Here is a 13,576-nt window from a genome sequence, read left to right on the forward strand (position 1 = left end):
CATTACCCGAATTCAACGCAAAAAAAGGGCGAACCCATGGTTCGCCCTTTTTGCATCCAGCTAACTCAAATCACAGCTTGGCCTGCAACAACGCCTCAAGCTTCTCCTGGTCCCGAGCAAACTGACGAATGCCCTCAGCCAGCTTCTCGGTCGCCATCGCATCCTCGTTGGACAACCAACGGAACTGCGCTTCATTCAAGCTCAGACGCGCTTCACCCGTATGCCCCGGCACCAATTTGCGCTCCAGCTTGCCGGTATCCGCCGCCAGTTTCTCCAGCAGATCAGGGCTGATGGTCAACCGATCACAACCGGCCAACTGTTCGATCTGATTCAGATTACGGAAGCTGGCACCCATCACTACGGTTTTGTAGTCATTGGCCTTGTAGTAGTTGTAGATGCGCGTCACCGACTGCACGCCCGGATCATCCGCGCCGGTGTAGTCGTTGCCGGTGGCCTTCTTGTACCAGTCGTAGATACGGCCCACGAACGGCGAAATCAGGAAAACTCCAGCGTCAGCACATGCCGCCGCCTGAGCGAAAGAGAACAGCAAGGTCAGGTTGGTCTGAATGCCTTCCTTTTCCAGCTTCTCGGCAGCGCGGATGCCTTCCCAGGTCGAAGCGATCTTGATCAGCACACGGTCACGGCCAACGCCGGCCTTTTCGTACAAGTCGATCAGACGGTGCGCACGCTTCAATACGGCGTCAGTGTCGAACGACAGGCGCGCATCCACTTCAGTGGAAATACGGCCAGGAATCACCTTCAGAATCTCTTGCCCCACCGCCACACCAAAACGGTCACTGGCCAGGCCCACATCGCCCTTGCAGTCGCTGACGCAAGCGTTCAGCAACTCGGCATAACCGGGAATGGCCGCCGCTTTGAGCAGCAGGGAAGGGTTGGTGGTGGCGTCCACGGGTTTAACGCGAGCGATTGCTTCGAAGTCGCCAGTGTCGGCAACCACGGTGGTCATTTGTTTGAGTTGTTCCAGCTTGGAAGTCATGGGCGTGCTCTGTCCTATGGGTCTAATGACATTACCCGAGCGCTGACAGCCACTCAAGGGTGCATGTGCGTATCGAAGGCCCCAGTGGCAACATCCTGGAAACAGATGTTTGAAAGGCGGGGCGTGGTCTCGGTAAATACGATGCTGAAATGGAGGGCAGGTTCAATGGAGGTGACGGTTAGCGTGCTGAGCAGGCCTGGGTCATGTCCTCAATGCTTACCGATTTGACCAGCTTGCGAATTAGACCTTTGAGCGCTCGGGTCGAACAAGTGACGGCCGCCATTTCAAAGCGGCCATTTTCTAACGAGACAGAGCGCGGACACCGGCGCGCGAAACCTGCAAGTGAGTGACGAGGGATTAACGTCCCTCCAACAACTCTGCCGCCTGATCCAGCAACGCCAACGGCTCTTTAGCCTTGTGAATATCCACCGACAACAACTGCCGAAACTTGCGTGCCCCCGGAAACCCGGTGCCCAGCCCCAGTACATGCCGAGTGATGTGGTGCATCGCGCCACCCGCCAGCAGATGCTCGGCAATATAAGGCCGCAACTGCGCCAGCGCCTCGGCCCGAGTGATCACCGGCGCGGTGCTGCCGAACAGCTGCTGATCCACCTCAGCCATCACATAAGGGTTGTGATACGCCTCACGGCCCAGCATCACACCGTCGAACGTCTGCAAATGCTCGTGACAGGCCTCCAGCGTCTTGATCCCGCCGTTGAGAATAATCTCCAGCTCCGGAAAATCCGCCTTCAACCGCGCCGCCACGTCATAACGCAGAGGCGGAATGTCGCGGTTCTCCTTCGGCGACAACCCCTCCAGAATCGCAATCCGCGCATGCACGGTAAAACTCGTGCACCCGGCATCCCGAACCGTGCCGACGAAATCACACAACTCCTCGTAACTGTCCCGCCCATTAATCCCGATCCGATGCTTCACCGTCACCGGAATCGACACCGCATCACGCATCGCCTTCACACAATCGGCCACCAACTGCGGATGCCCCATCAGGCACGCGCCGATCATATTGTTTTGCACCCGATCACTCGGGCAGCCGACATTCAGGTTCACCTCGTCGTAACCGTGCTCCTGGGCCATGCGGGCGCAGGCGGCCAGGTCCAATGGAACGCTGCCGCCGAGCTGAAGAGCTAATGGGTGCTCGGCTTCGTTGTGACGCAGGAAGCGGTCGTGATCGCCGTTGAGGAGCGCTCCGGTGGTGACCATTTCGGTGTAGAGGAGGGCGTGCTTGGAGAGCAGGCGCAGGAAGAAACGGCAGTGGCGGTCGGTCCAATCCATCATCGGCGCCACGCTAAAGCGTCTAGACACTGTAGAGCTTGAATTTACTGAGTATGTAGCTGATTTCTGTACCATTTCGCTCTACGTGTTCAAAGCCGGTTTTAGGGGGTAAATGGGCGTTTTGAGGGGCGTTGATACAATGTACCAACCTCTTTAACAATTGTACCAGTTGACTATGGCCACGATCAGAGCACGCAAGCGCACCGACGGCGGCACCAGTTACACGGCACAGATACGCCTGTTCCGATATTGTCAGGCAAGATTAAGCTCAGGCCCGACATCTAACGTGACTCAACCGAACGTGCCTCAGTCGGCTTCGTCTCTATTTGCGCGCCATGCCAGCGCCAGTGATAAACGTGACTAGCGCCAATGGCGTAAAGCCGATGTATCCAATGCTTGCCACGCTTCGGAGTGACACAGTTGATCCTTCGTCAGCCAGAGTCCTGCGTGCGGGCACAGGGACTCGGCGGGGAGTGCCAGCAGGTCGCTCAACTTCATTGCGCTGATTGAGCCTCGGTCTCTTTCATCCTCGGCTTCCCAGTCGCGCAGAAATAGACGCACCTTCAAGACATTGGCATTAAAACCTTCAAACTGTGGTCGATTGTGGAGCCACTGAGGTGAATGCCTCAAGGTTCGCTCCTGGACATCCAACAGCAAGATCTGCCATGCCAAGCGACCTCCGTGGTCATCGTCGACGTTGGTATGGAGTCGAGTCAGCGCGAGATAACGTGCATCCTCGGACCAGATCATCGAGGGCGCGAGATGGCTGATGGCGCAACCGGACGCCGTCAGCAAATGCCCGCCCAGGCGTGGGCTCTGGACGCGTAGCCAACTGTCGGCGTATTCGGTTTCACAACCGAACAGCCACGCGGCATCTTTATCCATCGGTGCTGGCTGGACAAAGTTTCCATCGGCGATTGCAGACTGTGGCTGTTGAACCAGGCGCCAATCGGGGAGGGCGCTCAGGCCTTGTTGGCTGACATTGAGCTCACACCACTCGTAGTAAAGCCGGGAGTCCTGTCGATACTGGCAAAATGCAGCGGCATCGTCCGCCTCGGAAGGCGATTGATCAAAGCGCTGCAATGGACTGCTTTGCCGATCCTGATCCAGACGACCTCGAATCACTGCCAGGCTCAGTCTCGGCCCACGAAAGTCCAACAATCGTGCGACCAACAGAGGAGGGCTGTTCATCAATTGTCGTTCCAGTGCGTCGACCACCACCACGTGACCTGCTGTGGCGGGCGGCAGGGCGAACGGTATTAATGCGATGTAACGTCCAGTGTCTGAAACTCGATGATCGAGCAGCCAAACGCCCGGTAACTCCCAGCCCCCAATCTTGCAGGTATAACCCCCGAGCCCCAGGCTGTTGTCTTGCCGCCAGCTAAATTGAGCCCGCGTATCACCCGTCAATGGTGCCGACTCGACCATCGTCGCGCCTCGCTGTCCATCACCCACCAGAGGCACGGCCAACCGCACGCGAGTCAGGTGCCGCTGTGCAACCTGCACCCGGCCGTTCGGATCATGGCCCACCTGAGATTCACAGTCGCTGTGTATGTTGTACAAGCCATAACCATAGCGACCGCGATCAGGCTGCGGGTAGTCGAAGTAGGACGATAGCCGCAGGTAGTGGTCATCCAGCTCCAGGGGGTCGCTCCAACCCACGGAAGGTTCGCTGTCGGCAGATAGCCACGGACAAGGCAATGCTTGCCAGCCGCGGTCTACGTGCCAGAGCCAGTATTCGAGGGCTTGCGGTTGCTCATCATCCATCCGTGCATGGCAAGCGAACGAGCGACTATCGTGATTCCAGATGATTGAGGTATCGGCCCTGATCAGCAACGAAGTGGGCTCACCGTTTATGCTCACGCGGTATTCCGGGCTCATCAGCGGGGCGCAAGGCTGTGGCAATTCACGCAGGCTGGCCGGCAGCGCCAGACAGGCGTCCAAACTTTGCTGACCATCGGGAGACGTATGCCGGAACGCGTCGAGCGCAAGGTTTTTTTGCCAGTCACCAGGCTCAACCCAAAGGTCAATAACGGGCACCAGGCTGACCTTTTCAGCCGTCGTCAGCAGTTGCTCCAGGCTGATCTCCCGTGCGCCGTTGTCGACCAGAGGACTGTAACGCCCACTCAGGATGCCGTCGTTAAAGGCATCCAGTTCCCAAAATTCATCACACGAACACTGGTAAAGCTGACGCAACTGTCGATCCAGAATCACCAACCCCCAGGCTTGGCGCGAGGGTAAAGGCGCGGCGAAATAACGTCCGTCATTCGAGAAGCGAGCCGACGACCCAAGGCCCTGGAGCAGCACTCCATCGGGAAACAGGTAATCGCACAGCACGGGCCCGCCCATGGCGATTTCGCTGTAGTTGAACACCCTGATGGGCTCGCCCTCGGGAGTTTGCTGAGGTTCGTCCCCACCCCAGGCACTGGCGCCACCTGAAGACTGACCAGGCGATAGCGGTGACGACTTGGCCTGTGTTTTATCGACCAGGCCAAAACGTCTTTCCAAGTGACTGACGCAAGCCAGCCCGAAGAACATCACAGCCGCTGCCCCCGCAATATCCCAGTACGCCGGCAAAGCCCTGCCCAGATTAAAACCCAGGCCTAGTGCGGCAGAGGTCATCAGCCGTGCAGCCCCTCGGCCGGTTCGTTGCCAACCGGCCCGCGCGGTCAGCCACATTAAGGCAGTACAACCCAGTACCACACCGAGTGCCCATAACAGCGGTAGTACCGCCACGAGGAAAATCGGGATCAACAGTACGGCGATTTGCCAAAGTAGATCGAGCAATAATCGAGGCAGGCTTTTTTCGTCAGTACGTTGATCCGAAGAGTGACTCACCTCGAGAATAAATGGGCGATTTCAAATAAGCGTGTTTGCGTAAAAGAGAGATGCTGAGTTACCAACGACCAGCCTGACCGACGCAAAATGGGGCGACGCAGAAGCGGCGGGAGAGCAGGGCGAGTGTGGCAGTGATTGGTGGCATTGGCGTTTCTGGAATGGGTGAGGCTGGGAGGTGGGGAGTTTATCAGGATTGGGCTTGCGGGGCTCAGGTGAGTCTAGCGGAGGTAGTTGAGAGCGAGTGAAAACAGGAACGGAAGGGGTTGAGTGAATTGCAACAAAGAGCCATCGATATACGGACACCCCTGTAAGTTAATACGTGGTGTGCGCGTAATTACTTAGTGAGGTCAGTACTAAGTAGTAGCTAATTTTTTAACGTATGCGGCGAGCTCCAATTAATGCCATTGATGCTTGATTTCCTGCCACTGGTCGTCTGAAAGCCACTTATCTGCCGCCGGAAAGAAAATATTCTCCTCGGCGTCCATGTGATCGTAATATTTTTTGATGAAGTCATCGATAGTGTCAGCAATTACTCTCGTTTCGTGAGTTGTATCCTTCAGCATCTTCAACTGTCCAGCAATGCGCCCAAATGCCTGATGATCTCGCTCGATATCCTTGACCCGTTGGTGGATCGGCGCCTCAGTCTCTAGCAAGGCCAGCCGAATAAGTTCTTCATTTTCATGGTGGTGTCGCTCTGCATCACCATGCAAGGCTTCCAGCATCGTGAACAACAGCTTGCAGTCATCAGTTCCATCGGGTTCATGTCTGATTTTCCTCAGCAACTCTTTGATCTGCGTAATTTTCATAGACACTTCGTGATGATAGGTCAGAAGCTCTTTCAACAAAACGTTCATGTCAAATCCTCGTCACGACACCAGATCATCACAGAAATATGTTTTTTAACCAGTCACTCCAAAAGACGCCTGAATTTCAATAATTTCAATATCTTGTTAAGCGCACTCGCTGACACTGTTCAATCTTTTTAGTATAGGCGAGCACAAAGCTCCCACCCCGGGAAATTTTCCGCCTTTGGAAAAAATTGAAATATCGAGTGTATGTTTATATGCACTATCTGATCTGCCGGATCTGCGCCCGCGAAAACGGAATGAGAAAGCAGCGCCCAAATCGATGCGGTGGCAGCTGTGCGCGGGTCTGCAAGACCGGGAAACCAGGAACCCGGCAGACCCGAAGGTCTCCCGCACAAAGCCGCCATTGAGCAGGTGTGTCGCTTCAGAAAAAACAAGGATGCTGAACCAACGCTGTCGCTCAGCAATGTTTCATCAAGTTGGGCAGGCTCGCGGCATAGGATGACCACCTAAGACCGTGCTGCCTCACCTCCAGCCCACAGGAAACAACAAGATGATCTCGAACCTCTTCAAAGCCATGCTGATCACCGGTGCTTTGCTCTTGAGCGCCTGTTCGGGTGTGAGCACCAGTTCCTGCTTTTCAGAAGGCTGCCAACAATTCGATGGCCATAACCCCAACAAGGTGAACTTTGGTGGGAGCGCCATCGGCAACAGCTTTAATGAGTACAGCTCGGGCTTGCTGCACGACTAAGGAATGACGCAACGGCTGGGGTGTTTTCGCCGTTGCGTGATTTACCTGATGAACCGCGTGTTCTGATTTTACGACTGCTGCGCAGCCGAACGCAGGCTGCGCCAGCTGCTACGGGGAATGGACTAACGGGCTATTTAGCCTCTGGCACCGCGATCCACTGACCCAGAATTTTCTGGTAATTCCCCGTCACCTTGGCCAAATGCAGCCACTGATCGACATACATCTTCCAGCTGATGTCATCCCGCGGCAGCAGATATGCCTTCTCCCCATACTGCATGTATTGCGTCGGGTTGACCGCGCACAACCCCGGTTTGAGTTTCTGCTGATACAGCGCTTCCGACGCATCGGTGATCATCACGTCAGCCTTCTTGTCCAGCAGTTCCTGGAAGATGGTCACGTTGTCGTGCAGCTGCAATTGCGCCTTGGGCAGGAAGGCGTGGACGAAGGCTTCGTTGGTGCCGCCGGCCGGTTCGACCAGGCGAACCGAAGGCTGGTTGATTTGTTCGAGGGTCTGGTATTTCGCCTGATCTTCGCAGCGCACCAGCGGGATTTTGCCGTCGACGTCCAGGGTGGTGCTGAAGAAGGCTTTTTTCTGGCGTTCCAGGGTGACGGAGATGCCGCCGACGCCGATGTCGCATTTGCCCGCGAGCATGTCGGGCATCAGGGTTTTCCAGGTGGTCTGGACCCACTCGACCTTCACGCCCAGGCTGTCGGCGAGCGAGCGGGCCATGGCGATGTCGATGCCCGAGTATTCGCCGTCTTCACCTTTGAAGGTATAGGGTTTGTAGTCGCCTGTGGTGCAAACGCGCAGTTGGCCTTGTTGCAGGACGGTGTCCAGGTGCGAAGGGCTTTGCTCTGCCTGAGCGCCGCAGGATAGCGCCAGCAGGCCACTGAGCAGCAATGTGCTTTTTATGGTTTTCATCGTTATCGGGCTTTTGTGATGGAGTGGGGGGCAAGGCTGGATCAGTGTAGTGAAACCGCTTCCTGGCTGTCAGCAATGTGCTCAGTCAATCACGGCCCGGCGCAGGCGCAAGGCATTGAACACCACTGAGGCAGAGCTCACGCTCATGGCCAGTGCCGCCACCAACGGGGACAGCAAATGCCCGGTCAACGGGTAGAACAACCCGGCGGCGAGGGGGATGCCCATAGCGTTGTAGGCCAGGGCAAAGGCAAGGTTCTGGTGCATGTTGCGCACGGTTGCCACCGACAGGTTGCGGGCATGCAGAATGCCGAGCAGGTCGCCCTTGACCAGGGTGACTTGAGCGCTGTTCATCGCGACATCGGTGCCAGTGCCCATGGCGATACCGACATCGGCACGGGCCAGGGCCGGGGCATCGTTGATGCCGTCGCCGGCCATTGCCACTCGGTGCCCGCGTTCCTGCATACCGGCGGCCAGGCGTTCCTTGTCCTGTGGCTTGACCTCGCCGTGGACTTCTTCGATACCCAGTTGACGGGCGACGGCACGGGCAGTGGTGAGGCCGTCTCCGGTCGCCATGATCACCCGCACGCCATCGGCCTGCAGGCGTTCGACAGCGAGCCGGGTGGTGGGTTTGATCGGGTCGGCGACGGCGAGCAACCCCGCGAGCACGCCATCCACGGCCAGGTACATGATGCTGGTTCCGTCGCTGCGCAGTTGCTCGGCTTGAGGTTGCAAGGCTTCCAGGGCGATGCCGGCTTCTGCCATCAGGGCGGTGTTGCCCAGTTGAACACGGTGCCCGTCGACCTGGCCGCGCACGCCGATCCCTGACGCCGACTCGAACGTCTGCGCTGTGCTCAACACCAAGCCATTGGCGCGTGCATGTTCGACGATGGCGTGGGCCAACGGGTGCTCGCTGCCCTGGTCGAGGCTGGCGGCCAGGCGCAGCACCTCGTCAGCACTGTAGCCAGGCGCAGGTTCGACGCTGTGAAACGCCGGGCGGCCTTCGGTGAGGGTGCCGGTCTTGTCCACGATCAGGGTGTCGATTTTGCGCAGGTTTTCGATCGCCGCCGCATCCCGAAAGAGCACGCCGCTGCTGGCCGCCTTGCCGGTGGCGACCATCACCGACATCGGTGTGGCCAGGCCGAGGGCACACGGGCAGGCGATGATCAGCACCGCCACTGCATTGATGAGGCCGAACACCCAGCTCGGTTGCGGCCCCCACAACCCCCAGCCGACAAAAGTCAGGACGGCAATGGCGATCACCACCATGACGAAGTAGCCAGCAATCACGTCCGCCAGGCGTTGCATCGGTGCTTTGGAGCGTTGTGCCTGGACCACCATCTGCACAATTTGCGCAAGCACGGTGGCTGAGCCCACCTTCTGCGCCTGCATCACCAGGCTGCCGTGGGTATTGAGGGTGGCACCGATCAGCCCGTCACCAGGGCGTTTCATCACGGGGACCGGCTCGCCTGTGAGCATGGACTCGTCCACCGCGCTTTCGCCCTGCAACACCACACCATCGACCGGGACCTTCTCGCCGGGGCGCACGCGCAAGGTGTCGCCGCTGTGCACATGGCTCAGTGCAATGTCTGTTTCGCTGCCGTCGGTGTTGATCCGGCGCGCAGTCTTGGGCGCCAGGCCGAGCAGTGATTTGATCGCGGCCGAGGTTTGCGAGCGCGCCTTGAGTTCCAGCATCTGTCCGAGCAGCGTCAGGGAAATAATGACCGCCGCTGCTTCGTAGTACACGCCAACCCGGCCGTCCATCATGAAGGTGGCTGGAAACAGGCCGGGTGTCAGGGTGGCGGCAAGGCTATAGAGGAAGGCCGCCGCGGTGCCGAGGCCGATCAGCGTCCACATGTTGGGGCTGCGCTGGATGACCGAACGGGCGCCGCGCACATAGAACGGCCAGCCGGCCCAAAGCACGACGGGCGTGGCGAGCACCAGTTCGACCAGGTTCTGTGTGGCGCCGTGAAACAGGCTCAAGCCATGGCTGCCCATCGCCAGTGCGGTCACCGCCAGAGTCAGAGGAAGGGTCCACCAGAAGCGCCGGGAAAAGTCCGCGAGCTCAGGGTTGTCCGATTCCTCCAGTTCGGGCAACACCGGCTCAAGGGTCATGCCGCACTTGGGGCATGTACCCGGACTGTGCTGGCGGATCTCCGGGTGCATGGGGCAGGTGTACTCTTTTTCGGTCGTCGGCTCCGCCGCCTGCTGCGCCAAAGCAGGTGATTTGAGGTGATCGAGATGGCGATGCATGGGTCAGTGTCTGCCGTGGTGATGCCCGAACAGGTGCATCAGCGGGCACAGCAATAGAATCAGATAGGGCAAAAGCGGGTAGATATGACCGTAATGCTCGCGGGCCAGGTAGAACAGTCCGATCACCAGCAGCATGCCTAGCGCGATGCCGGGTTTGCTGCGCCAGAATGAGGTGGCTGGAGGTGTCGAGGGGTTTGAGTGGTTCATGTGACGCGCTCCGTTCTGACGAAAATCTTCCGGGGTGTCGTCCGGCTATGCCGGCCAATGCCAACCGCCTACGACGGGGGCTATGGCGCGATGCTTATTGGCCCATCGGCATCTTCATCATCATGGATTGCTGATCCATCATTTTCATCATCATGTCCATCATCGCCGTATCCGAACTGCCCTTGCCACCGGACATGCCCATGCCCATCCCCATACCTCTGCAATTGTCGTGCAGCATGCCGAGGCTTGTTCTCATCGTAGTCATGGCTTCCTGCATGGCTGCCCGGCGTTCGGCCGGGGTTTTGGCGGCGATCATTTTGTCGTGGGCCGCCTGCATTTTCTTCATCTGTTCGCTCATGGCCTTGTCTTGCATGGGCGTGGCTTGGGTTGCGTCCTCGGAGGGGGCGGCGGGCGTTGTTTCGGGGTATTCGGCAGCCAGCGTCAGCAATGGGCTGCTCATGACCAGTGCGGCCAGGAGGGACTTGACGTAGATGTGCATGGCGATCTCCACATTGATAACGCGGATCGGCAGCGTCGGATGGCTGCGGACCAAGGTATGTTGTGTTCCCGTTAGAGGGAGTGATCTTGAACTTACGCCACGGTCGCAGGGCGTTGTTGATCCATATCAAACGAGGTCCACAGAGGTTTGTTGTGCTGCCAGGGTGACATTCCAATGGCTGATACGTGTCAGGCAAGGCCCGACACGTATCCCTCTATATGAGTTGTTTATCCACAAGCCACGGACTTCGAACTCTTAAGGTGAGCTTCAATCGAGTTGCTAGCAGAGTGGACTCTTACTCCCTTGAGTTTATCGAGTGGCGGGTCTTTCCAAAGTTTTGATGCGTCGATGGGAAGGATGACCTGTATAGCAGCCCCTTGGGGCGGATCAGCAACAAAATCGAAGTCCTGAATGCCGTCCGGTGGGAACTGGATATAAACCCGTGGCTCCAGTCTCGGGTTTGTCCATCCACCAGAATTCACCAAGCCAATTGCCGATATGTGTAGCTGCGGTGGGTTTGATTTAAGTATTTTTAAGTCGACATCCACTACTTTCATCACGTCAGCCATTTTCGAACTCCTTTCGATAATTGCGCCGCTTTTTTTCACCTTGGCGCTTGGGTGTCAACCCTTAAGCCTTTGCGCCCTTTAATGATTGAGCGACGCGTCAGCCTATTGTCTTAAAACTATCTGAAACTAGGCGAAGGACACTCTCCGGGTGCTGGGACGTGCGGTTTTGTTTTCATAGAAAGAGTCGAGCTTAGCTTTGCTGATCGTTTCTTCTGCATACAGAATTTCAGCCATCTGGGCTCGTTTTAGCTCTTCGGCGGTTCCGATGAACGCAACTTTGTGCTCGCCATCGTAGCCTCTGACTGACGCTGTATACCCTTCAACGGTGCAGTTATGGTATTCACGTTTCCTCATTGCATCCTTGAATTGTTCGGCGAAGGATTTTGTATCACCCAAACCCAGTGCGCTATGGCATCCGAATATCTTGATTTTTCCCGCATAGCTCTTATTAAGTCCAAATAACACGTCAAAGAATCTTGCCAGTTCTTTGGCGTTGACGGTTTGACCTTTGCCTTTTTCTTCCGAGGACATAAGCACGGAGCTTCCCGGTTCACAATGGCCCAAGACGTAAATTCGATCTCCGTCTCCAATCAGTGTTCTAATAAAACTAACAAGCTGCTCGGCCGCGGGTCCACCGGACACCAGGCAGCCTTTGCTTATGTATTTAGAGATGATGGTCGAAGTTTTTTGTGTCTTGCTCGGGTGTGCCTTTTCTTCCTCATCGTCATCTCTTAATCTTTTTATTCCATCTTCTTTGAAAGAAGGAGATGAATTTTTTGAATCGCTTTCCGAGGGTGGGGGCATTATTCTTTTGGACTTTTCTTTCCAGGCATCAAGCCAGCTTCTAGATATTTCGTCGTAATCCGCTGATTCCTTTGCATTAAAGGGGTTCACCAACGCTAAATTGTAAGCCATCCCGATTTCGCTCCCTGATGTCGAGTGCCCACAGCGGTAAATGCCGCCTCTGACTGTTGACGGTAGTAGGGGATTTTCACCTAGGCAAATAAAGGAGGGCACCGGACGTCGGGGAAGGCGACCTCTTTTGTTACGCGCCTTCTAAAGGTACTTGTGCCCCTACAATTCGCCCATTTTCATCTCCGGACTCAACGTCCCCAACCAGGCCACCAATCCCACGATCAACACCGCCGCTGCCAATTCCACCACCACGCTGCGCCGCAACGCATTGGCGGCGACCGTGTATTGCCCGTCCCGCAACGACCGCTCCAGAAACGGCCCGAGGTGAAACCGGTTCAACGCGGCGAGCACCAGCATGCCGGCAAACAGCACCACTTTGATGAACAGCAGAATCCCGTAAGTGCTGAGAAACACCTCGTCCAGCTTCGGCCCAACGATGAACAGATAATTCACCACCCCCGTCACCGTGATGACCACGACGATGGCCGCGCCAATCGCCTCAAACCGATTGACCGCGCGGGCCAGCAACCTGAGGCGCGCTTCGGTTTGCAGGGCGTTGATCTTCGCCATCAACGCAAACGCCAGCAACGCGCCAAGCCAAGCCCCCGCCGCCAGCAGGTGCAGAATGTCCACCGCGAAATGCCAAAAGCGACGATCGCCTTCATCCATCGCCCCATGTCCGCTCCAGGCCAGGCTGGCGAGGGCGACAGCACCGGCAAAAGCCGCGACCCATAAACTGAAACCAGGCACACGGAGCATCACCGCTAAGCCAGCGATCACCAGCGCAACAATGCGAATCCCCCAAGCCAAGCCGACATCCGTCTCAAACAGCATCATCTCGATGTGCGGACGCAGCTCGGCGAAGTCCGTTTCACCGCTCATGGCGCTCGCCATCATCACCATGCTGGCGACGGACAACACCGCGCCCAGCACTGCCGTCCCCGCCAGCATCGAGCGGAATGGCAGCACCGCCCCGGACATCCGTTCCTGACCTTTAAGGCTGTACAGCCCAAAAAGCGCTACCCCGAACAACAGCATCAAATCCACATACAACGCAAACCGCAGGGCAATGCCGACCGAGTCGCTCATCAATCACTTCACTTTGAACGTAACGTTGCCGGTGATCGGGTGAGTGTCCGAAGACACGGCGCGCCATTCGACTTTGTAGCTGCCGGTGGGCAGGGGCGAGAGCGGGGTGATGACCATGGTTTTCGGGTCGCTGCCGCCGGAGACCTTGGCTTTCATCGGCATGGGGGAATGGGCCATGCCGGGCATTTCGGTCATGACCAGTTTGGCGCCGGAGAATTGGGTCATGAGGTTTTCGGAGAAGTGCAGTTCGATGTTGCTGGGCGCTGCGCCGTCCGCGCCTTCGGTTGGGGTGGAGGAGAGCAGTTTCGGGTGGGCTTGAGCCAGTGCGCTCATGAGCAGCCCGGTGGAAAGTGCGATGGCGACAGCGGTGGTTTTGATGGTGCGCATGCAAGGCCTCTTACCGCTTTAAGCGGTTGGTTTTTAGGTTTTTGAGTTGAAGT

At 57.2% G+C, this 13,576-nt stretch carries 13 protein-coding genes; 1 reads left to right on the forward strand and 12 read right to left on the reverse strand.

Features of this window, described 5'->3' with window-relative positions:
- Positions 1-70: 70 nt before the first annotated feature.
- From tal to FFH90_RS11280, 4 genes are all read right to left on the reverse strand, one after another.
- Positions 71-997 (reverse strand): transaldolase, encoded by a 927-nt coding sequence (gene tal / locus FFH90_RS11260; protein WP_018928139.1) that lies wholly within the window; start codon positions 995-997, stop codon positions 71-73.
- Positions 998-1,354: 357 nt separating this feature from the next.
- The gene (gene dusA / locus FFH90_RS11265; RefSeq protein WP_138867188.1) at positions 1,355-2,365 is read right to left on the reverse strand and encodes a tRNA dihydrouridine(20/20a) synthase DusA; all 1,011 of its coding nucleotides are present in this window, start codon (positions 2,363-2,365) and stop codon (positions 1,355-1,357) included.
- A 285-nt stretch (positions 2,366-2,650) separates the two neighbouring features.
- Complete coding sequence (locus FFH90_RS11275; RefSeq protein ID WP_138867189.1) at positions 2,651-5,128, reverse strand: hypothetical protein; 2,478 nt, start codon at positions 5,126-5,128, stop codon at positions 2,651-2,653.
- 395 nt (positions 5,129-5,523) lie between these two features.
- Complete coding sequence (locus FFH90_RS11280; protein ID WP_138867190.1) at positions 5,524-5,982, reverse strand: hemerythrin domain-containing protein; 459 nt, start codon at positions 5,980-5,982, stop codon at positions 5,524-5,526.
- A 505-nt stretch (positions 5,983-6,487) separates the two neighbouring features.
- On the opposite strand from FFH90_RS11280, the gene FFH90_RS11285 reads away from it, so the two are divergent.
- Positions 6,488-6,685: a hypothetical protein gene (locus FFH90_RS11285; protein ID WP_019582096.1), complete on the forward strand. Its 198-nt coding sequence runs from the start codon at positions 6,488-6,490 to the stop codon at positions 6,683-6,685.
- Positions 6,686-6,815: 130 nt separating this feature from the next.
- Here FFH90_RS11285 and FFH90_RS11290 read toward each other — a convergent pair whose 3' ends face one another.
- From FFH90_RS11290 to copC, 8 genes are all read right to left on the reverse strand, one after another.
- Complete coding sequence (locus tag FFH90_RS11290; protein ID WP_138867191.1) at positions 6,816-7,607, reverse strand: transporter substrate-binding domain-containing protein; 792 nt, start codon at positions 7,605-7,607, stop codon at positions 6,816-6,818.
- 81 nt (positions 7,608-7,688) lie between these two features.
- Positions 7,689-9,770 (reverse strand): copper-translocating P-type ATPase, encoded by a 2,082-nt coding sequence (locus tag FFH90_RS11295; RefSeq protein WP_225602822.1) that lies wholly within the window; start codon positions 9,768-9,770, stop codon positions 7,689-7,691.
- Between the two features lie 90 nt (positions 9,771-9,860).
- Positions 9,861-10,064 (reverse strand): DUF2933 domain-containing protein, encoded by a 204-nt coding sequence (locus FFH90_RS30260; protein ID WP_018928127.1) that lies wholly within the window; start codon positions 10,062-10,064, stop codon positions 9,861-9,863.
- Between the two features lie 94 nt (positions 10,065-10,158).
- Positions 10,159-10,563, reverse strand: coding sequence for a hypothetical protein (locus FFH90_RS11300; RefSeq protein WP_064616971.1), 405 nt, complete (start codon positions 10,561-10,563; stop codon positions 10,159-10,161).
- Positions 10,564-10,790: 227 nt separating this feature from the next.
- Positions 10,791-11,132, reverse strand: a complete 342-nt coding sequence (locus tag FFH90_RS11305; RefSeq protein WP_018928125.1) for a hypothetical protein — start codon at positions 11,130-11,132, stop codon at positions 10,791-10,793.
- A gap of 126 nt (positions 11,133-11,258) precedes the next feature.
- A complete protein-coding gene (locus FFH90_RS11310; RefSeq protein ID WP_018928124.1) occupies positions 11,259-12,047 on the reverse strand; it encodes a hypothetical protein in 789 nt (262 codons plus the stop codon).
- A 159-nt stretch (positions 12,048-12,206) separates the two neighbouring features.
- The gene (gene copD / locus FFH90_RS11315) at positions 12,207-13,136 is read right to left on the reverse strand and encodes a copper homeostasis membrane protein CopD (RefSeq protein WP_138867192.1); all 930 of its coding nucleotides are present in this window, start codon (positions 13,134-13,136) and stop codon (positions 12,207-12,209) included.
- Positions 13,137-13,139: 3 nt separating this feature from the next.
- A complete protein-coding gene (copC, locus tag FFH90_RS11320; RefSeq protein WP_018928122.1) occupies positions 13,140-13,523 on the reverse strand; it encodes a copper homeostasis periplasmic binding protein CopC in 384 nt (127 codons plus the stop codon).
- Between the last annotated feature and the right edge of the window lie 53 nt (positions 13,524-13,576).

It is taken from the genome of Pseudomonas sp. ATCC 43928 (assembly GCF_005938665.2).
In the GTDB taxonomy this organism is placed as follows: Bacteria; Pseudomonadota; Gammaproteobacteria; order Pseudomonadales; family Pseudomonadaceae; genus Aquipseudomonas.